The organism is Methanospirillum hungatei, from assembly GCF_019263745.1.
Classification (GTDB): domain Archaea; phylum Halobacteriota; class Methanomicrobia; order Methanomicrobiales; family Methanospirillaceae; genus Methanospirillum; species Methanospirillum purgamenti.
Genome location: NZ_CP077107.1, coordinates 1,618,889 through 1,639,432, shown reverse-complemented (window position 1 = coordinate 1,639,432; position 20,544 = coordinate 1,618,889). Strand labels below are relative to the sequence as shown.

At 45.3% G+C, this 20,544-nt stretch carries 20 protein-coding genes and 2 tRNA genes; 9 read left to right on the top strand and 13 right to left on the bottom strand.

What is annotated here, in order from left to right:
• Window positions 1–92 precede the first annotated feature (92 nt).
• The 5 genes from KSK55_RS07715 to KSK55_RS07695 all read left to right on the top strand — a co-directional run bounded on the left by KSK55_RS07715 (window position 93) and on the right by KSK55_RS07695 (window position 4,856).
• On the top strand, window positions 93–521 hold the full coding sequence (locus KSK55_RS07715) for a 30S ribosomal protein S12 (protein ID WP_011449776.1): 429 nt from the start codon (window positions 93–95) through the stop codon (window positions 519–521).
• Window positions 522–526: 5 nt separating this feature from the next.
• The gene (locus KSK55_RS07710) at window positions 527–1,111 is read left to right on the top strand and encodes a 30S ribosomal protein S7 (protein ID WP_214420261.1); all 585 of its coding nucleotides are present in this window, start codon (window positions 527–529) and stop codon (window positions 1,109–1,111) included.
• A gap of 45 nt (window positions 1,112–1,156) precedes the next feature.
• Window positions 1,157–3,352: an elongation factor EF-2 gene (locus KSK55_RS07705; protein ID WP_218608793.1), complete on the top strand. Its 2,196-nt coding sequence runs from the start codon at window positions 1,157–1,159 to the stop codon at window positions 3,350–3,352.
• Window positions 3,353–3,532: 180 nt separating this feature from the next.
• Window positions 3,533–4,363 carry a hypothetical protein gene (locus KSK55_RS07700; RefSeq protein WP_214420263.1) on the top strand — a complete coding sequence of 277 codons (831 nt, stop codon included), beginning with the start codon at window positions 3,533–3,535 and terminating at the stop codon, window positions 4,361–4,363.
• Between the two features lie 19 nt (window positions 4,364–4,382).
• Window positions 4,383–4,856 carry a HEAT repeat domain-containing protein gene (locus KSK55_RS07695; protein ID WP_218608792.1) on the top strand — a complete coding sequence of 158 codons (474 nt, stop codon included), beginning with the start codon at window positions 4,383–4,385 and terminating at the stop codon, window positions 4,854–4,856.
• Between the two features lie 3 nt (window positions 4,857–4,859).
• Here KSK55_RS07695 and metG read toward each other — a convergent pair whose 3' ends face one another.
• Window positions 4,860–6,854 carry a methionine--tRNA ligase gene (gene metG, locus KSK55_RS07690; protein ID WP_256664281.1) on the bottom strand — a complete coding sequence of 665 codons (1,995 nt, stop codon included), beginning with the start codon at window positions 6,852–6,854 and terminating at the stop codon, window positions 4,860–4,862.
• 131 nt (window positions 6,855–6,985) lie between these two features.
• On the opposite strand from metG, the gene KSK55_RS07685 reads away from it, so the two are divergent.
• Window positions 6,986–7,759: a hypothetical protein gene (locus KSK55_RS07685; RefSeq protein ID WP_218608790.1), complete on the top strand. Its 774-nt coding sequence runs from the start codon at window positions 6,986–6,988 to the stop codon at window positions 7,757–7,759.
• Here the strand turns inward: KSK55_RS07685 and KSK55_RS07680 are convergent.
• Complete coding sequence (locus KSK55_RS07680; protein WP_218608789.1) at window positions 7,746–8,723, bottom strand: DHH family phosphoesterase; 978 nt, start codon at window positions 8,721–8,723, stop codon at window positions 7,746–7,748. The two genes, KSK55_RS07685 and KSK55_RS07680, sit on opposite strands and share 14 nt — an antisense overlap.
• 130 nt (window positions 8,724–8,853) lie before the next feature.
• On the opposite strand from KSK55_RS07680, the gene KSK55_RS07675 reads away from it, so the two are divergent.
• Together KSK55_RS07675 and KSK55_RS07670 are read left to right on the top strand one after the other, a co-directional pair.
• Window positions 8,854–8,927, top strand: a tRNA-Phe gene (locus KSK55_RS07675).
• A gap of 321 nt (window positions 8,928–9,248) precedes the next feature.
• Window positions 9,249–9,866, top strand: a complete 618-nt coding sequence (locus KSK55_RS07670; RefSeq protein ID WP_218608788.1) for a class I SAM-dependent methyltransferase — start codon at window positions 9,249–9,251, stop codon at window positions 9,864–9,866.
• A gap of 202 nt (window positions 9,867–10,068) precedes the next feature.
• Here the strand turns inward: KSK55_RS07670 and KSK55_RS07665 are convergent, their stop codons facing one another.
• From KSK55_RS07665 to KSK55_RS07640, 6 genes are all read right to left on the bottom strand, one after another.
• Window positions 10,069–10,905, bottom strand: a complete 837-nt coding sequence (locus KSK55_RS07665; RefSeq protein ID WP_218608787.1) for an ABC transporter permease — start codon at window positions 10,903–10,905, stop codon at window positions 10,069–10,071.
• An 11-nt stretch (window positions 10,906–10,916) separates the two neighbouring features.
• A complete protein-coding gene (locus KSK55_RS07660) occupies window positions 10,917–11,858 on the bottom strand; it encodes an ATP-binding cassette domain-containing protein (protein WP_218608786.1) in 942 nt (313 codons plus the stop codon).
• Window positions 11,851–14,130, bottom strand: a complete 2,280-nt coding sequence (locus KSK55_RS07655) for an ATP-binding cassette domain-containing protein (RefSeq protein ID WP_218608785.1) — start codon at window positions 14,128–14,130, stop codon at window positions 11,851–11,853. Before KSK55_RS07655 ends, KSK55_RS07660 begins: the two co-directional genes overlap by 8 nt.
• Window positions 14,123–14,683 carry a PadR family transcriptional regulator gene (locus KSK55_RS07650; RefSeq protein ID WP_214420272.1) on the bottom strand — a complete coding sequence of 187 codons (561 nt, stop codon included), beginning with the start codon at window positions 14,681–14,683 and terminating at the stop codon, window positions 14,123–14,125. Before KSK55_RS07650 ends, KSK55_RS07655 begins: the two co-directional genes overlap by 8 nt.
• A 170-nt stretch (window positions 14,684–14,853) precedes the next feature.
• Entirely contained in the window at window positions 14,854–16,503 is a 1,650-nt protein-coding gene (locus KSK55_RS07645) for a uracil-xanthine permease family protein (protein ID WP_214420273.1), read from the bottom strand.
• A gap of 348 nt (window positions 16,504–16,851) precedes the next feature.
• Window positions 16,852–16,936: transfer RNA gene (locus tag KSK55_RS07640), tRNA-Leu, on the bottom strand.
• 162 nt (window positions 16,937–17,098) lie between these two features.
• Here KSK55_RS07640 and KSK55_RS07635 point away from each other — a divergent pair.
• Window positions 17,099–17,596 (top strand): regulator of amino acid metabolism, contains ACT domain protein, encoded by a 498-nt coding sequence (locus tag KSK55_RS07635; protein WP_214420274.1) that lies wholly within the window; start codon window positions 17,099–17,101, stop codon window positions 17,594–17,596.
• A 7-nt stretch (window positions 17,597–17,603) separates the two neighbouring features.
• On the opposite strand, the gene KSK55_RS07630 is transcribed toward KSK55_RS07635, so the two are convergent.
• Genes KSK55_RS07630 through KSK55_RS07610 form a run of 5 tightly spaced genes read right to left on the bottom strand, consistent with a single transcriptional unit; the run spans window position 17,604 to window position 20,541 of the window.
• Window positions 17,604–18,125: an HDIG domain-containing metalloprotein gene (locus KSK55_RS07630; protein WP_214420275.1), complete on the bottom strand. Its 522-nt coding sequence runs from the start codon at window positions 18,123–18,125 to the stop codon at window positions 17,604–17,606.
• A complete protein-coding gene (locus KSK55_RS07625; protein ID WP_214420276.1) occupies window positions 18,118–18,639 on the bottom strand; it encodes a transcription factor in 522 nt (173 codons plus the stop codon). Before KSK55_RS07625 ends, KSK55_RS07630 begins: the two co-directional genes overlap by 8 nt.
• Window positions 18,639–19,739, bottom strand: coding sequence for an ATP-grasp domain-containing protein (locus KSK55_RS07620; protein ID WP_218608784.1), 1,101 nt, complete (start codon window positions 19,737–19,739; stop codon window positions 18,639–18,641). The genes KSK55_RS07625 and KSK55_RS07620 overlap by 1 nt, the downstream gene beginning before the upstream one ends.
• Window positions 19,712–20,227, bottom strand: a complete 516-nt coding sequence (locus KSK55_RS07615) for a tRNA (cytidine(56)-2'-O)-methyltransferase (RefSeq protein ID WP_214420278.1) — start codon at window positions 20,225–20,227, stop codon at window positions 19,712–19,714. The genes KSK55_RS07620 and KSK55_RS07615 overlap by 28 nt, the downstream gene beginning before the upstream one ends.
• Window positions 20,224–20,541, bottom strand: coding sequence for a hypothetical protein (locus KSK55_RS07610; protein WP_218608783.1), 318 nt, complete (start codon window positions 20,539–20,541; stop codon window positions 20,224–20,226). Before KSK55_RS07610 ends, KSK55_RS07615 begins: the two co-directional genes overlap by 4 nt.
• Between the last annotated feature and the right edge of the window lie 3 nt (window positions 20,542–20,544).

The window sequence follows — 20,544 nt, the reverse complement described above, 5'->3', positions numbered from 1 at the left end:
CAAAGCCGACATTTTATATCGGAATCGTCGCGCATTTGGATTCTAATTCGCCTCTTATTGGCGAAATTATCGAAGATTATCAGAGTGATGTAATGGGACAGGGTAAATTTGCAGCACGTAAATTAAAGCGTGACTCTGCGAGATTTCGCTGGAGTGACCCGCATTTTGCGAGAACAGCAGGTGGTCTGAAACTGAAGTCCGATCCTCTTGAGGGCGCGCCCCAGGGAAGAGGTATCGTCCTTGAAAAGATCGGTGTGGAAGCAAAACAGCCAAACTCCGCGATCCGGAAATGTGTTCGTGTTCAGCTGATCAAAAACGGACGTCAGGTGTCTGCATTTGCAGTCGGCGACGGTGCCATTAACTTCATCGATGAACACGATGAAGTCGAAATTGAAGGTATCGGCGGTCGTCTTGGTCGTTCCATGGGTGATATTCCGGGAGTGCGGTTTGTTGTGACCAAGGTGAATAATGTCTGTCTCCATGAACTGGTGATAGGACGGAAGGAGAAGCCACGCAGGTGATCGTGATGAGTGAAGAAGTATCTGCCCCGGCACGTCTCCTCTTTAACCGCTGGGACACAGGCGAGGTCACTATTCGTGACCCAGGTATCGCACGGTACGTCAACCTGAACTCGATGATTGTGCCACATTCCTGTGGACGATTGACCCGTCAGGAGTTTCATAAAGCAAATATGCTCATCGTCGAGCGGCTGATTAATCAGCTGATGCGTACTGAAGTAAACACTGGAAAGAAGCAGCTTGCAATTCGCATCGTCAGAGATGCGTTTGAAATAATCAACCAGAAGACCAAAAAGAATCCAATTGAAGTTCTCTGTGATGCAGTTGCAAATTCCGGGCCTCGTGAAGAGACTGTCCGTCTCAAATATGGTGGTATCAATGTGCCAAAGTCAGTTGATACCGCACCTATGCGCCGGGTCAATACCGCTGTCGGTTTAATCGCAGCAGGTGTCTATTCAGCATCTCACAAAAAGAAGAAACCCGTTGCAAATGCCCTTGCAGAAGAACTCATTGCAGCTGCAAACGGGGATCCAAAGTGCTACTCTGTCGCAAAGCGTGAAGAACGGGAACGTGTTGCAAAGTCTGCACGGTAAATAACGGTCCCATTTCTGTTTTTTTAAAAAAATTGCAGGTGAATTATGAGCCGAGGGAAGAAGACGGTAGAGCGCGTTATGCAGCTCATGAACCAGCCGGAGAGTATCAGAAACATCGGTATCGTTGCCCATATCGATCATGGAAAAACTACCCTTTCTGACAACCTCCTGTCCGGTGCTGGTATCATCAGTGAAGATTTAGCGGGTAAGGCCTGCTGGATGGATTCTGATGAAGAAGAACAGGCACGTGGAATTACTATTGATGCATCCAACGTCTCAATGGTCCACGAGTATAATGGAAAAGAATACCTCATCAACATGATTGATACCCCTGGTCACGTTGATTTTGGTGGAGACGTTACTCGTGCAATGCGTGCCGTAGACGGAGCAGTCGTTCTCGTCGATGCAGTTGAAGGGACCATGCCTCAGACTGAGACTGTTCTGCGTCAGGCATTGAAGGAACGTGTTAAACCTGTTTTATTCATCAACAAAGTCGACCGGCTGATCAATGAATTGCAGGTTGACGAGATGGAGATGCAGATCCGGCTTGGAAAAGTCATTGACAAAGTCAACAAGCTGATCAAAGGTATGAATGAGGAGATGTACAATAATGGCTGGAAACTTGATGCCGCCGGAGGAACGGTCGCATTTGGATCAGCACTGTACAACTGGGCTATTTCTGTTCCATATATGAAAAAGTCCGGGATCTCCTTTAAGGAAGTATATGAGCACTGTAAGAAAGGTGAGATGAAAGAGCTCGGAAAGAAGAGCCCGCTCTGTGAAGTCGTCCTTGATATGGTTGTATCATTCCTTCCAAATCCGAAGGAAGCACAGCCACGCCGTGTGGGTGTTATCTGGCATGGTGACATCAACAGCCCTGAAGGAAAAGGTATGATGACCTGTGATCCGAGTGCACCCAGTTGTCTGATGGTCACTGATATCTCCTTTGATCCTCATGCCGGAGAGGTTGCAACCGGTCGTCTCTTCTCTGGAAAACTCAGCCGTGGCAATGAAATGTATATCATGGGAACTGCAAAGAAGGTCAACCGTCTCCAGCAGGTTGGTATCTTTATGGGACCTACCCGTGTGGAGGTTCCAGAACTCTACGCAGGAAACATTGCAGCTGTTACTGGTCTGAAGGATGCTGTCGTCGGTTCTACCGTCTCAAGCCTTATGGACATGACTCCGTTCGAGTCCCTTGAGCACTACTCTGAGCCTGTCGTTACCGTTGCAGTCGAAGCAAAGAACATGAAAGATCTGCCAAAACTGGTCGATGTTCTGCGACAGGTCGCAAAGGAAGATCCAACCCTCCGTGTCAACATTAATGAAGAGACCGGTGAGCACCTGATCTCCGGAATGGGAGAATTGCATCTCGAGATCATCACCGGACGTATCAAGCGTGACAAGGGTGTTGAGATTATCACCTCTGAACCGATCGTGGTGTACCGTGAGACCATCACCCAGGAACTCACTGATGCAGTCGAAGGTAAGTCTCCAAACCGTCACAACCGGTTCTACTTTACGCTTCACCCGCTTCCCGAGCATGTTGTTGATATGATCAAGGGCCATGAGATCTCCATGAACCAGGAGTCTCTTGAACGCCGTGACGCGATGGTGAAAGCTGGCTTTGAAAAAGATGAAGCCAAAAGTGTCAAGGATATCTATGCAACCAACATCCTTCTTGATATGACCAAGGGTATTCAGTACCTGAATGAAACGATGGAACTTATCATCGATGGTATTCATGAAGCCCTTGATGGCGGCCCGCTTGCAGACGAGCCGGTTCAGAACATGCTTATCAAGCTGGTTGATGTCAAGCTTCACGAAGATGCAATCCACCGTGGTCCGGCTCAGGTTATTCCAGCAGTCCGGAGTGCAATCAAGGGTGGTATGCTCCTCGCTGGGGACTCACTTCTTGAACCTATGCAGAAACTGCACATTACCGTTCCTCAGGATCACATGGGCAGTGCAACTTCACAGATCCAGAGCCGACGCGGGCAGGTCTTTGATATGACCAGTGAAGGAGACACCATCACGGTTATTGGAAAGGCACCAGTTGCTGAGCTCTTTGGATTTGCCGGGGATGTACGGTCTGCAACAGAAGGCCGGGCAATGTGGAACAGTGAATTTGCAGGATTTGAGATTGTTCCAGCAGGATCAGCCAAAGATATCGTCCTGCAGATTAGAAAGCGCAAGGGTCTCAAGGAAGAGCTGCCTAAGCCCGCGGATTACCTTGCCTAAATCTTCCCCCCAATTTTCATCACTCAATTAAATCATTTTCTTTATATTTATTTTTCAATATTATCTCTATTTAGACTACCTTTTCTAAAAAAAATTTAACAAGGTATATATAGATCCCCGACGAATTTTTCGTGACCAACTTGACTACATATTTAGTCACGTTTGATGGGGTTGATCAATATGAATGCCTATGAATTAAGGCGAGTAAGCGTTGTGCTACTAATCATCCTGGTTCTCTTGACCGGATGGGCATCTGCTGTCAGACCTACTTCTGCTTTGTATGATCAGACTGGAATAACTACCTCTATTGATGCAACATGTATTGGTACGCTTCTGGTCAATCATGACATGGAGTGGCAGCAGACAAACCTTCCTGGAGGGGATCTGGCGAATAATACACTGACACCCGACGAAACCAGGGCAATTTTTACATATCGTGAAAATACCCTGGCAGCCACTGGGACCACGAAGTACACAAAAGAGTACAATATGGATGGATCAAATGTATCTGAGGGCAGAGATAATTTGTATGCCAGACATACCGTGAATTACGAGGCTGATCAGAGTCAGAGTGGAACTATGCTTTGGGACGAAGAGGCCACAATTACCTCCGCCGGAGCTGCAACAACTCTTGATGATGTCGGTCGTTGTGTCTTTGCCGGTGGGACGGGTAGCAATGCTGCAGGATTTAGGGGAACTGTAGCAGCAGGAAGTGCAATGAATGTTCAGGAGGTTGCAGCAGTCACTACTGTTGGAGGAAGGGCAATATCAGAGAGTTCAACGGTACCGGTAAATCTCCGGTATGGATTTGATGCACAGGGTCTTGGAACGAATGCAAATAACACCCTTGGTGTTGGTGCAGCAGAAGTCTTCATGGAAACGGATTTCGAGACCTATGATGGAACCTTCCTTGACTCTAATCTGACCACAAAGATATCAGACAGGCAGCGTACGGTTGCTCGTGGACTCTTTGACCTTGCACAAACCCACGAATACTCTTCAACAACCTAAAATTTTTTTCCTTTTTTTCATGTCGGTTCAAAACATTGAGTCCTTACTTTCTCTCCTTCATAGTCCGGATAAACAAATACGTGCTGATGCGGTGAGCGGCCTAATAGCCTTAGGCAATGAAGCAGTACCCTATTTGTTACCTTTACTAGAAGATGAGGACTGGGTGATTCGGTATCGAGCTCTGGAAGCCCTGTCCGGAATCCGGGATACAGAATCAATAGATTCAGTTATTCGGACAACCGCAGATCCAAAAGACCATGTCAGGTATATGGCAACAAAAGCACTCGGTGCAATGCTTGATCCCAGAGTGGTTCCGGTTCTTATCAGAATGCTTTCCGATGATCATTCATACACTCGGAAAATCGCTGCAGGAGGGCTTGTACGGTCAGGTAACGTTACAGTTCTTCCTTCTTTGCAAAAAGCCCTTGAAAGTGAGACCGATTCTGAAGTACGTGCCTTTTTTGAAGACGCATTTCATCAGTTACAAAAGTAGAGGTTACCGGATTTTTGTTCCGGCTGGAACCTGAGTTTCTGGTTTTAAGAGTGATGCTTCGTCTCCAGCGGCGAGAATCATTCCATTACTTTCAATACCAAATATTTTTGCAGGTTTCAGATTTGTACAGACTACAACATCTTTTCCAACCAGGTCATCCGGATTATGGAACTGGGCAATCCCACTTACTATCTGTCTGATTTCATCTCCAAGTGAAACCTGTAGTTTGAGTAATTTGGACGACTTTGGTACTGATTCAGCTGAAAGTATAGTGGCGGTCTTTAATTCAACTTTTGCAAATTCTTCAATACTAATCTGTGGAGTCTGTGGTTTTTTCCCGGCATCGAGAGCGTCAATCCGTTCACGAAGTCTTTTATCTAATTCTGTGGTCATTTTATCATCAATTTTTGTAAACACAATTGATGGTGCAGGAAGTGGGCCAGATGTGAGTTTCTCAAGTCCTGCTTCAAATCCGGTTTTTTGGATTGGGGCATCCTGTCCTAGTTGTGCCCAGATAAGGGATGCCCGTTCAGGCATGACTGGCTCCATGAGAAGGGTAAGTGCTTTTGCCAGCTGAAGACAGTTTCTCATGACCTGTGCCATTGCGATCTGATCAGTTTTTGCAAGCTTCCAGGGCTCATTACTCTGAATATAGGTATTTCCCCATGCAGAGAGTGTGAGTATTGCGTCAACAGCACCTTTGAAGTCATATGATTCGACAAGGCTGGTGACATTGGCGATAGTTTCAGATATTTTTTCAAGGATCTCCTGTTCTACTTCTCCTTCAGGGACTCCTCCGAATTGTTTCTGGGAAAGATGGAGGGACCGGTATATGAAATTACCAAGGTTATTTACCACTTCATTATTGATCCGTTCCTGGAAAAGCTGCCATGAAAAGTTCATCTCTTTGGTATGGCTGGTATATGAAAGAAGGTAATACCGGAGATAATCTGCCGGGAGGTTTTGATCAAGATAATCTTCGTTTGTCCAGACTACGTATCCTCGTGATTTTGAAAATTTATGATCATCTATCTTGAGCATTCCTGAAGCAACAACAGCATATGGTGTTCCATATCCTGCACCATGGAGCATAGCAGGCCAGAAGACACAATGATGGTACGTGATATCCTGTCCGATGAAGTGTGTCACCCGAGTATTCTCTCCACACCAGCAGTCCTTCCACTCTTTCCCGACCTTCTCTGCCCATTCTTCGGTAAATGCGATATACCCAATCGGAGCATCAACCCATACATAAACGACCAGTTCATCATGACCTGGGAATTTTACTCCCCATTCAAGTGTCCGGGTAATACACCAGTCATGAAGATCCTCATTTACCCACCCAAGAGCATAATTGATGGCATTATCAGTGCCTTTTAATTCACCAAGGTACTCCCTAAGCCAGTTCTGAAATCCACTCAGCCGGAAAAAGAAATGTTCCTGCTCCCGGTATTCTGCCTGGTTTCCGCATATTTTACAGGTGGGTTCAAGAATTTCACCCGGTTCCAGGTGTTTCCCACATCCCTGATCACACTCATCACCTCTGGCTGGTTTTTTACAATGTGGACATATTCCTTCCAGGTACCGGTCTGGTAAGAACTTCTGACATTTCGTACAGTATGCCTGCTGGATAACTTTTGGGTAAACATATCCACGCTCAATAAGCCGGCTTACCAGATGTTTCGTCCGTGCATGGGTTGTTGGATCATCAGTCATCCCAAAATGGTCAAAGTTCACCTGCATTTTTTTGAAGGTATCAGAGAAGTGGGTGTGATACCGTTCAGATATTTTCCTGGGGGTTGTACCTTCTTTTTCGGCGCTGACAACAATGGGAGTTCCGTGATTATCTGAGCCGCAGATAAAAACCACCTCTTCTCCCTTCCGACGCATGAACCGAACATAAAAATCTGCAGGTACATACGTCCGGAGATGGCCGAGATGGCATGGGCCGTTCGTATACGGAAGGCCACAAGTAACAAGAAGTGGGCGGCTATTCATTGGGTACATTTTTGAAGATAATTCTATAAAATATACAGAGGATACGAACCACTGTTTTCTCATATCCTGAAGTTGCATAATCGTGTGACCGGTTCTTGCGCAGGCAGGGAACCTATGGAGTCAGAACTGGAATGAAAAAAAAACTGGAATTAAAAACACAATCACTTGGATCAGAACCTGATATCCCGGATATCACCACCCTGAAGGAGTTCATCGCTTTATATCGGGGATATGAGGCAGACCTTGTTACATTTCAGATGCTTCGTTCCTATTCAGATCAAAAATCAGCGGATATTCATACGATTGGTGTTGGCGGTGGATATATGCGGCAAAGAATGGAAGAAGGGCTGAAATGGGATGCAGAACAAGGACCTCTCATCCACGTAGATGATCTGGTGTATGATTATTCACTGATTACCAGCAAAAGTGGGGGTATCTGGTCGGTGCATGAAAGTCCTTCAGTTCTGTCCACCTGCCCGTCTCAAGATGATGAAGATTCATTTGCCGAAATGTATCATGGCTTTCGTCAAATACTTCGCACACTACGGGATAATCGTATTTTTAGTCATATTATTCATCTTGAAAGTCCGACACAGCTTGAATTAGAACTTCTCTCCAGTCCAAGATCCCTTTACTTTCTCCGTAATCCTACCCTTGAAATCCTCGGTGATCTTCTAGAACACACATCTGATCTCATCCTTCCTACAGAGAAGATCTCTTTTCTTGGTGAACTCATCGATCAGTTCCAGATCCGAAGAGTAATGTTGTTAGATGCAACGGCTCCGGCTCTTTTAAGTGTGTTAGAATATGTAGATCCGGATCACCTGGTTGTTGCCGGGTATTGCCAGGGATCAGAAGAAAAGTATTGGAAAAAAGTACAGGACTCTGCAATTATTTCTGTATAGTATCAGCGTAATTTGCTATTTTATCAAACCAACGGTTCCTTTTCAAAAATCGGAGAAGGACTTTGTCTTTGAAGGTAAAGTTGAAAAAACCTCCGGCAGCGTTGGGATGACCACCTCCACCAAACTCTCTGGCAATTTTATGACTGATTGGTGGGACAGATCGTATTGAAAATTTTCCTGACTGGGAGACGAGTACTTCAATGTCTGAATTCAGTTGTTTTCGAAGATATGCTGCGGTTTCACTGGGGTACCCATACATGGGGGTAACGATGGTTCGGTACTTTTTTCCAAGCATGCTGGATGCCCGCTTGGTTCGCTCCATGACCCGGTTCATCTCCCTCATGATGTCTTCATATTCACTTCGGATTTTTTTATCATCAAAAACTCCGAGCATGAGCATGTCCCTGACATGTTCCCGGTTTTCATGTCGTTGCAGAACAAGTCCAAGTACCCCTGAACGTGGGTCCTGGTGTTTCCAGAGATCATAGTCGCACACTACAAGACCAATCTCCTGGGTGATAACATCATCGGGGGTTAGGTCACTTGCACATATGCCGCATGCACATCGTCCGGTATCTATGTGTAGCAGATCAACAATGCTCTTTACTAATCCGATCTCATCTTCGTGCCAGCGGTGATGGTCCCGCCATTCGATTCGCCACCCTTTTTGTTTCAACTTTCGAAGGTGCTGCTCTATACCCCGGCGATAAGAGAGATCACTTATTGAAAGGGTATCTCCATTTCCAGCGACCTGTGATAGTATGTCCAGATACAGAGGGAACTTTCCAACCGAACTAAAAATGGTATAGACTCCCTCATTCTTGAACCGGATTCTGTGAACAGCATCTGTGCCAACAGCGTCAAAATCGTTGTGGGTAAGATGAACTATTTTTGCTGTCCGGAGAGCGATATCTGCCTGAATTTTGGGAATATCTGGTTTCGCACTCCGTCTCCTGAAAAACATCGGGATAATGTCAGTCCTCAGATGCCTTAATAAACGTGGTATATGCCTTTCATTAATTCTTAAAAAGGGATTTGAAGTTCGATCCAAATAGAAAGTATTAATTATCTATGGGTGTTATCTGTATAGTCGCGCCTCAGTAGCTCAGACTGGGAGAGCGCCAGACTGAAGATCTGGTTGTCCCCGGTTCAAATCCGGGCTGAGGCATTTTGACAATTTATTTTCCAATTATGGTTGAATTGTTTTTGGGATATCCTTCAATCTAGTTATTGTATTATCCATTATAGCAATTATACTATGAATTGGTAGCATCTTGACGATGTATTTTAAGTATCAAATCGATATATGACAACACTCGTTAGATGCATTTTTCGCATATAATCGGATCATCAATTAAGATGCCCCTCTTATCACAGAGTTCATTGACGGGTGAACGAGTGTCTCTACACCCTTGTGGGATGGAGGCAGATTGTTTGAGCCTTACTCTGAACTTTCGTTCATCAATATATATAAATTTGGAGATTTATTGTGAGTAGATTTGGATCTGACCCACTCAATTTTTTCAATTCTGTGTACCAGAATTTTGCACCATGGGATATTGGTGTACCACAGCCTGCTATGGCTGCTCTTATTGAAAAATATCCACCTAAAAATCCTATATTAGATCTTGGTTGTGGTTCAGGCGACCTTGCTATTTACTTATCAAAGTTAGGGAATCAGGTAACTGGGATTGATTTTGTGGAATCTGCTATCAGGATCGCTCAGGATAAAGTTGCCACTCTTCCCCATGAGACTGCTCTAAATTTAAGGTTTCAAGTGGCTGACGCTCGAAAGCCCTCCTTACTTCAAGAAAAATTCGGAGCGGTTTTTGATTCCGGTTTTTATCATTTATTCAATCCAGACCAATGTGAGCAATTAATTGATGAAGTTGCCTCTATCTTGAAACCACATGGTTGTTATTATTTACATGAGTTTGCAATCGAATTTCCTATTCCGAATGTGCCCCGCCAAGTTTCTCTTGATGAATTACAAACCTGTTTTACGGTTGAAAAAGGATGGCGTATTAAAGATATTCAAATAGTTGAATTCCTGAGTAAAGTCGCTCCACCTGTGCCAGCAATCTGTGCTTGTATTGAACGTCTTTAAGTTAAAATTATGTCTAAAAATTATTAAAATCTCTTCCGATTGCTGGAGTTAATTTGATTGAATAATACCGGGGATTCATTCATCGATCCCCAATTCTTTCATCATATCTTCCAAGGATTTGATATTTTCATCCATTCTGCTGTTTTTTCTGTCAAGTCCTCATCGCAATATCCAGGAGATCGTGGAAGTTCGAAAAATGGGTTCAGGTAATAACCGACTGCTCAACTGCCCGGAGAGCGAAATAGAACGTCACCAGTGCAAAGACCAGGAGGTAGACGAACGATATCAGGATCTCAGTACTGCTAAAGATGAATTCCAGCCCAAGAGCACTGAAATGATCGCCCATTGAGAAGTATCGGAGTCCGTTTGAGAGGTGGGTCAGTGGATTTATGAGAGCAATCTCCTGCAGAACGGGGGGAAGTCCTGCCGATGGATAGAGGGCATTAGACGCAAAGAAGACCGGCATAGAGAGAACCGTCGTGACTCCCTGGTACCCTTCCGGTGATGATGTTTTAAACGCAACGTAAAGTGAGACACAGAGCACCGCTGCTGAAAAGACAGCAACAAAGAGGACCATGCCGATGAGTGAGATGAGCACTCCACCAAAGTTCTCTCCGGAGAAGAACGTGACACCAAGGACTATCCCGAAGACGATGATGATTACCGTCTGAATCAGTGACTTTGTAACTGATGAGAGGGATATCCCGATAATCAGATCACGCCTTGGCATCGGGCTTGCCATGATCTCTCTTAAGATTCCCCAGTTCTTATCAAAGAGCACTGAGAATCCCCCGTACAGGTTTGCAAAGAGGATGGTTGCTGCAATCATCCCCGGACACATGAAGGTCAGGTAATCATAGGAGATCATCCCTGCCGGCGTTGAACCACCACCCAGAATTCGTTCAAAATTTCCTGCCATCCCAAGACCGAAGAGTGCAAGCCAGAGGATAGGATGAAGCATTGAGGTGAAGAGTTGATCTTTGAATCTGACATACCGGCGAAAGTCTCGTTTGAATACCGCAATAAATCCTGAAACCATAGAGAATCACCTCAGTCCCGGATCTCCGTTCCGGTGTAGTGCATGAAGACATCATCCATCGTGGGTTTTTTCAGACTGACTGATCTCACCATGATTCCCTGTTCATCAGCAGCTCTTATGATGCCAGGAAGTACCTGTGCCCCGTCGTTTCCGGAGAATATCAGCAGCTTCCCATCGCAGGGTTGAATCCCGCTGATTCCGGGGATTTCTCGAATCAGGGCAGATGCTGCATTGTTATCACTGGTTTCAAGATAGATGATATCTTTTCCAAGGCCTGATTTGAGCTCATCCGGTGTTCCCCTCTTAATGATCTCTCCATGATCAATGAGGGCAATCGAATCGGAGAGGATATCTGCCTCATCCATATAATGGGTCGTCATGAAGATGGTGGTTCCTTCCTGGTTTACCATTCTGAGATACTCCCAGGTCTTCTGTCTTGTTTGTGGATCAAGCCCGATGGTCGGTTCATCAAGGAAGAGAATCTGCGGACGTGTCATCAGACCACGAGCTATCTCAAGTCTGCGTTTCATTCCGCCGGACAGGTTATTGACCAGTACATCCGCCTTCTCCTCAAGCTCCACTAAGGCCAGAAGCTCTGAAATTCGCTGCAGTTTATTATCCCGGTCCATCCCATAGATATCCCCGTGAAAGTCAAGGGTTTCCCTGACCGTCATGTCCTTGTCAAGGGTTATCTGCTGAAATACTATCCCGATTGACTCCCTGACTTTAACACGGTCTGCCCGGAGATCATATCCTGCGACGGTGACCGTCCCTTCCTGCATCGGGAGGAGCGTGATAAGGGTGTTTATGACCGTCGTCTTTCCGGCTCCGTTCGGCCCGAGAAACGAGAAGAATTCCCCCCTCTTCACCGTGAATGAGACATCTTTTACCGCCTGTACATCACCATACGCAAATGAAAAATTGGATACATCCAGTATGACTGAATTACTCATGAGCCACCTTTATCCTGCAATTCTGCACCTGATTCGTGCCAAAAATCTCGCTCAGGAACCGTCCGGTTACCGATGCTGTATTCGCCATGATCTCTTCCGGAGTGCCGGTAGCGACGATCTCTCCTCCGCTGCTTCCTCCTTCCGGACCCATATCGATGATATAGTCAGCCTGGCAGATCACATCCAGGTTATGTTCTATCACGATGACCGAATTCCCGGCATCAACAAGTCCGTGAATGATCCCAAGCAGCCGCTCGGTATCAGCCATATGAAGCCCGGTTGTGGGTTCATCCATCACGTAGATATTACCCTTCTTATGGAGCTCGGTTGCAAGTTTTAACCGCTGTGCCTCGCCACCGGAGAGCGAACTAAGTGACTGACCCAGCCTGAGATAATCAAGACCAACCAGTTTAAGGACCTCTAATTTTCTCCTGATCTCCGGTGTTTCAAAGAAATCAATTGCTTCCCCTACGGTTTCGTTCAGAATATCTGATATTGTTTTTCCCTTATAACGGAGAGCAAGCACATCAGGACGATACCGAAGCCCGTTACACTCATCACAGACCATCGCGACATCATCAAGGAAATGCATATCCATCTTAAGGATACCAAGCCCCTTGCATTTCGGGCACGCCCCTTTCGAATTGAAGCTAAAGAGGGATGGTTCGGTGCCGGTTGCCCGTGCAAACTCCTTTCTGATAAGGTCAAAGATTCCAAGGTATGTCACCGGATTTGACCGTGAACTCCGTCCGATTGCTGACTGATCAATGACGACTGCATCAGTGTGCTCCTTGCAGAATACTCCGTGAATAAGAGAACTCTTCCCACTCCCGGCAACCCCGGTCACACAGACCAGAACCCCTTTCGGGATGGAGATCGAGACATTTTTCAGGTTGTGAAGGATTGCATTCTCGATTCTGAATTCACCTTTTGCCTGCCTTCTAACGGATGCCATTTCAGCCCGATGGTTTAGGTAATCCGCCGTTTTGGTTCCTGACGTATGAATCCCGCTGACAGGTCCGCTATACGTAATCTGACCCCCGTGTATTCCTGCTCCGGGTCCGATATCGACCAGGTGGTCAGAGGAGAGGATCACCTCGGGGTCATGCTCCACGACAAGGATCGTATTCTTCCGGTCCCGAAGTTCGGTTAAAATCCGGGTCAGATTCCGGATATCACGGGGATGAAGTCCGATACTTGGCTCATCAAGGATATAAACAAGGTTTACCAATGTGCAGTCAAGTTGTTTAGCAATCTTAACCCGCTGTGCCTCACCACCGGAGAGGGTTGCAACCGGGCGATGAAGGGTAAGGTATCCGACTCCGATATCTATCAGATACTGGATGATAAGTCCCATCTTCCGGGCAATCGGTGTTGCATGGGGATGATCAAGGGTATCAAGCCAGGCGAGGAGAGCAGGCATCTCCAGGTGGATAAGGTCAGGAATTGTTCTTCCCGCAACTATGACCGTACGTGCCTGTTCATTCAACCGTGATCCATGACAGGAGTGACAGGTTTCGTACCTGAAGAACTGGGTATATGCATCAGAATTCTCCTCCTTGTTGATATAGGTCTTTTTCAGTCTGCTCAGCACACCTTCATATTGTGCCTGGTACTTCTCCCCAAACCGCTCTCCCAGGATAGTAGTCTGGGGATGATGCATCAGGTTATACCGTTCCTTTTCGGAGAGTTCTCCCACCGGACAGTGAGGATCAAAGAGTTCTGATTTCATCAGAGATGACCAGTAATACCCGCCTTTCTTGTACTGGGGATGGAGAACGGCTCCCTCTGCAACGCTTTTTGAGAAATCAAACACCTTATTCTCATCGATGACCATCAGTTGTCCAAGACCGCTGCATTCCGGGCACATTCCTTCCGCATTGTTGAACGAGAAGAGATTCGATCCCCCGATGAACGGATCTCCACACCGGGAGTAGAGGAGACGAAGGTATGTATAGAGTTCAGTCATGGTCCCGACAGTGGACCGGAGCGTCTGACCAGGTCTTTTCTGATCTATGACGATAACTGGCGAGAGGTTCACAATCTCATCTACGTCAGGCCGGGTAATCTTTGGGAGCATGGAGCGTTCAAAAGTGCTGAACGTCTCAATAAGCTGCCGCCGTGCCTCAAGGCCGATGGTATCAAACACAAGAGAGGATTTTCCACTTCCGGACACACCGGTAAAGACCACAATCTGGTTCTTTGGAATTGAAACCGAGACATTCTTCAGGTTATGGACTCTTACACCGGAGAGTTCTATCGACTCACTCATGTCCTTCCCCTCCTGCATGTGCATTAAATTCATCAAGGAAACTGATAACCCATTCCCGCTCAGCCTTCATCAGAAACTGCCTCCTCTTTGACAAAGCAAGGTTCCCCACCGCACATTCATGATCCTGAAGATACTGTTCCAATTCCTTGTAACAGGTGATACGCTCATCAATGGACTTCAGGTATTTGCCAAGGACTTCGTTCACCTCTTCTGTGGTCAGAAGGTGCAGATTTGCAAGGGCGAGATCAATCTGGTGGATGCTGATCTCCAGTTCAGACATGATCTCAACGATCCTCTCTTTGAGTTCCTTTTTTCCTTTCTCGGTGATGGAGTAGATCTTCTTGACCTTGTTGGTATCGGTGACGGTCAGGTTTACGTCAACGAGCAGTTTCTTCTCGAGTTTTTCCAGAACCTTGTAGATGGATGAGAGTGAGATCTCGGTCCAGTACCGCATGTCATGTTCCCATACGTTCTTTTCAATCTCATACGGATACATCGGTCTTTCAGAGAGAAGCCCCAGAAGGGCTGTCTCCATGTTCGAGATCGAACTCATACAATATTGTACTAGTACAATACTATATGGATATATCGTTGGACGAAGTAATGACAAATTGTAGCACGATAAAAAGGGAGATAATTTTTAGAAAACAACCGGGTTTTATCTCCATTTTACACAATAAGAAGGTTTACATATATCGAGCCTTTGTGTTTAAATCAAAAAAATTAATGTTCAAAGTGAATATGAGCCCGGTTTGTGGATTCAGTTTTTGAAAGGGAGAATGCATCTGAATGCATTTTTACCAGAGCAAGTGACATCTTGAAAAAAGAATCTGGCTTATTAATGAAATCTTCTGGAGAGGGCATCGTCTGTGGAATTGATACCATTTCACCCTGGTAATCAATCATTATATCCAGGTTGTATTCATCAAATGAGAGACGGACTTTTGGATTATCACGGAACACCCCATTCACAAGTCCACTCTCTAAAAATTCAAAGAGGGCGGTTCCAGCCTTTAATGCAACATCTCGACGCGCTCCCCATTTTCTGGCATTCGAGTCGATAAAAGAAAAAACGGTGTCCCCAAGGTTTTGAACATCATCTCTTATCTCAATATTCTCTGTCTGTTTTATGCCAATTCTAAATATTAGGGTCAGGAGTAGTGCGATGATGGTGGAGAGCGTTAGGGGTGATGTGAGAATTGTTGCAAGCCATGTGTAATCTGTGGGGAGAGCAACATTGCTAAAAGTGCTGGCACCCAGGCCAAATACAAGTGATATACCAATGGTAAAAAACCGCCTTGTATCCATAAGCCTGGTCATCATCACTTCTATTCCTGTCATTACCATGTAACAAATGGAATAGATAAGAGCAGCTCCGATAACCGGAAGTGGCATAATCATGAAAAAAAAGGAAACTGGTGGAAAAATGGCCATTGCTAATAAGATGGCTCCGGCAAAAAATCCGATTCTCCGACTTGTTGCACCAGTCGCAAGCGACAGACCGATATTTCCAGATGACGTACTTTGACCAAGACCACTTAACGATCCACAGAGAATGTTGATCAATCCGTCTGTTAACGTCCCTCTGCTATAATTTTGCATATCGGATCTGGTCCATTTTGCATCATTGATCTTCTGACATGATGTCAGATTGCCAATGGTTTTAAAAATTCCTGCCAGACCTGCAATAAGGAAGGGGAATAGTAATGAGGATTCAAAACTCCAGGAGAGAAATGCAGGCTTTGGTATTGCTACCAAAGGGAATGAAATAGAGGTATATATTAGTGAGATTGGTATCTGTCCGAGGAAAAAAGCGGTAAAATATCCTGCAAGAATTCCAATAAAGGCAGGATATAGTTTCATGGAACCCTTTCCCCATATACTGACAATAACAATCACCCCGAGGGTTACTGTTGCTATGACAAGGTTTTCATACAGGAATACACTTTTTTGGCTTTCCATACCCAGAAAACTCTGAATAGAAAATGGAATGGCCGATATTCCTGCCATAATGATGACTAATCCGGTAACTTCCGGGGGAAACAGAAACCGGAGTCTTTTGATGATCCTTGACAATGCAACCTGAAACACACCGCTTACTGCAGTCATCGCTGACATGAGTCCAAGACCCCCGAGAGTATATGCAGCAGTAGATGGAGGGATGAAAAATAACGCTGCAAATGACGGGCATAAAAACCCAGTTCCAATATACTGTCCTTTTAAAGACAGGAGAATTGTCCCGATACCGACGGCAAAGATGGTCATAGAGATAAAAAAAGCAGCTTCAGCATTCCCCATTCCTGTAGATTTGATGAGAATCAGAGGAAAAATAAATGACGTGGCGATGAGAAGTGCATGCTGTAATCCGAGCATGAAGCAAGGAACCAGTGGAGGGATTTCGTCTACTGTATAACTTAGTTCATAAGAGGGTTTTTTATCAATAGTAAATCCCTTCCTTTCCTCATTTTATTTTATTGAGAGCTTTCTGGCAAAGCTTGATAAAAATTACAATGAGTTGTATCGATTTAATAGGTGATCATTTGATTTTTTGCTCAGATAGTATCCATCATGTTGTGGATTATAATAATGAACAGATCATTTTCTCTCTGTCTGCCACCTTTGAGAATAATTTTTTATCAATGGTTGTAGATGTTGTGAGAACTGGAGATAAGTGACGTTAAAAGAGCAAATTTGCTAATCTATTAAATTTTTTAAGAAGTATGCGAGGGAAGCGATTTGAACGCTCGAACGCCTTCGCGACAAGGCCCTCAACCTTGCTCCTTTGACCTGGCTCGGATACCCTCGCTCAATGAACAATAATGTGCTTTCAGATTCATGACATTCCATTCTTACTGGAACATCGTGTCCCTGTGCCTGAATAAGGTCGATGTCCTACGTAAAGAACTTATCTATTTATCCTCCGAAGAATAGCTACTGCCTATAACCAATGAGAAACAGAAATTGATGTATGTGGTCTGCAATTCTTGGGTGGTTTGAAGATTCTCCCTCACAAACCCGTGTGGTTCGGTTTCTTCTGGAAAACGGATTTGGTGTAAATGAAGAGGGAAAAATTTCCTGTAATACAATTGCTATTGCAGCAACGCAGGTAGCCGCAAAACTCCATGTCGACCGGAGAGTTGTTGAAGCAACCGCAAGGCGCATTCTCATATCACCCTTCAAAGATATCTTCATAAATATGCGGGCCACACCAGATCTTTCGGTAATTGCCGAAAATCTTTCTCTATCTGTTATCACAATCATCCCCCAGGATGCGAGTAAACCAGGCATTGTAGACGCCTGTATCCACATACTTTCAGATCACAATATCGGTCTTCGTCAGGTCTTTGTGACCGATCCTCACCTTTCAGAAGAACCGCGCCTGGTAATCATCGCAGAAGGAAAGATGCCGGCCGGAGTCATCGATGAAATACGTGATCTCCCGGTGGTAAAAAAACTAATATTCTAATTCTGATTTAGGAATCAGTCTTTTCTAATAACTGATTTAATTCATGTGCAAGAGCAAGAAACCGTTCTTTTACCTGCCTATCAAACCGGTCCAATGCAGATTCAAACTCCTGCTGATTTAGTACTCTGGTCCCTTTTACCAGATTATCTGCATGTGCAACTATTTTTTCTTCAAGAGTTTCAGGTATCCGATCTACAGGTAGAAGTCCAAATCCTTCCCGCTCGGCAGCACGAAGTCCAGCCCCGATATGACGCTCCACGATCAGGCAGATTTGTTCATCAAAACCAAGAGACCTGCAGATACAACCACCGACATCTGCGTGGTCCATTCCATGTGTCTGTGATCTTCCGATATCATGGATAATTGCTCCGGCAGCAACAAGATCTATGTCAACCTGAGTCCCTGCTTTTTCAATTCCATTCGCAATTCGGACAGCGACATCACGAACTACACGGCAGTGGGCGATGACTCCATCATCACATCCTACCTGTGTTAGAAAAGGGATGAGTTCGTCTCCCGGACTACACATGACCGAGATTCTCTTCAATCCGTGCAATACGACGCTGAAGGGCATTCACGAGCGGTTCGTTATCAAAATGGATCAATTGATCCTCGCAGTTCTGACAAACAAATTGAGTGTCCATTGCATCTGAGAAGGTTACTGTATTCCCACAATTTTTACAACAGTAAAACGCATTCTCATTCTCATATTTAAACCGCTTCCGGAGTTTTTCAACTATGATTTCAAGATCCTTCGATACTGAATCGTACATATTCTCAAGTTCAAGTTGCCAGAGATATGTCAGCCATCCGGTCTCGTTATTTTTTATTCTGCGATATTTCGCCAGTCGGTGCTCATATAAGGTATACAGTGTATTCCTGACAGAGTTAAGGTTAATCTGGGTAACCTCGGCTAATTCTTCATCACTGTATTCCTTATCGGTCGGAAACCGCCGGATGAGTTCAATTCCTTCATCCCCGATCATCCGGTGAAGGTATGCAAAAATAGCCTTGTCGGCCAGCATTTCCTCGTAGGAAACCATCACCGTATATATTGCGTTACTAACCTGATAGTAGTATCCAGAGCTAACTCTGCAGAGGTCACATCCGGACCATTTCCATACACGCTGATAACCGCCCCGCCTTCCTCGAAACTAGCAGGAGGAACCGGGATATCTGCAACATGAGGAATCAGATGACTGAGATCTTCGCATACTTCACATGGCCGGTCAGCAAACAATATCCGACGCATTGCATATCTGAACGGAACCGGACGCTTGTCTGGTATAATTCCCTGGCAGGCATCAATATGGAGCTGTACCAGATTTACTCCGGTGGCTGACTCAATTGTGTCAAGGGTAGCAACAAATCTTGGGTTTAATTCAATTGCATATATGGCTGAATCATTGACCATAAAATCGATACCCAACACTCCAAGACAACCAGATAAGGCTGCAGCCAGTTCAGCATACCTGATCATCTCTTCCTGCATGGGATGATCAAAGGGAGTCAGGGATCCGGAAAAACCAAATTGATATGCTCCTGAACCACGCATGATCTGACGATTTACTGCAATAGCACATGCCTTCCCACATCCGGCTACACAACAGACCGATGCTGGAATTCCCTCCACAATTTTTTGTAAAAGAAATGGTTCATCTGGAAAATTTTCTTTCCAGGATGCAATCTCTTCTTCTGAATGCACAACTGTATTGCGCCAACCACCAGAACCACGAAGAGGTTTGAGCATGGCTGGAAACTCCCCGGGACTTGCTAATGGTGGAACCGGGATATTGAGTCTTTCAAACCACGACTGAACAAATCCCTTGTCAAGGAACTGTCCAGCGGTTCCATGATCTGTTCCAAGAACCGAAACAGGCAGGTTCCGGAGTGTTTCTGCTCCGGATGTTGGAATGATCGCATCAATTTTATAGATTCTGCACATCTCTTCGATGAACCCCGGAATTTCTGAAAGTTCCTCGAATTGACGAAATGATACTGCAATTTTCCTGAGATCCACATCACAAAAATGGTCTATTGCATATACCTCATACCCTGCCCGATGTGCAGAGAGAGCAACATGCCTGGTAGAAAACCCGGCTATCAGAATTCGTTTCAGAGTTCTTCCACCGTTTTTCCACATGGATTTGGATACACCCTGACCTTTGCCCCTGGAAATTCCCGGTGAAGTGCGTTTGGAGCGATATGATCCAGAAATACCGCAAGGCCTGCAATCTCTGAATGGGGTTGGTTTGTTACTGCAACATTGTAATCTGCCATCTGGTAAATATCCCCAGGCACCTTTTCAGCACCAACAACGACCATGATCTTCTCTTTTGTCCTGATCTCTGCCTCTACATCTGGTAGATTCATACCAAACATGGTCAAATGGACAACACATCCCCCATTTTGTTTCCATTTTTTGATGCACGAACTCCACCCGACTTTATCTTCAGCAAAAAAATCTCCGCCAAATCGAGTCGAAACATCAGTAATACTCTCTACAACCCCTTTGTCATCGGCTGCAATATACATCCCTGACGCGCCAAGAGCTCGTGCGGTAAGTCCGACATGTGTTGTGACACGCATATCCCGCTGGGGCCGGTGTCCTATCCGTAAAACAACAATCATTTTTTTCCCTCTCCGACCGGCCTGTACCGGATTACCCCGCCAGATAACTCAAGACCGTCTGTCAATAGATCAGATATCTGGTTTTTCAGTATGATCTCCTCAAAATTGCAGGCACACCAGACATCATTGCGACAGTCAATCAGGCAATATCGTTTGAGTCGGTTCAGTGATGAGGCAATGACCTCTTTATCATATCCGGTCCGGGTCAGAAGCGTATCTTCGGTGCATCCTTTTTCACCGGTTATCATATGATATACCGTCCAGTCGATATCCTCGTCTCTCACTATTCCCACATGTTTACTCTCAAATAGCATGAG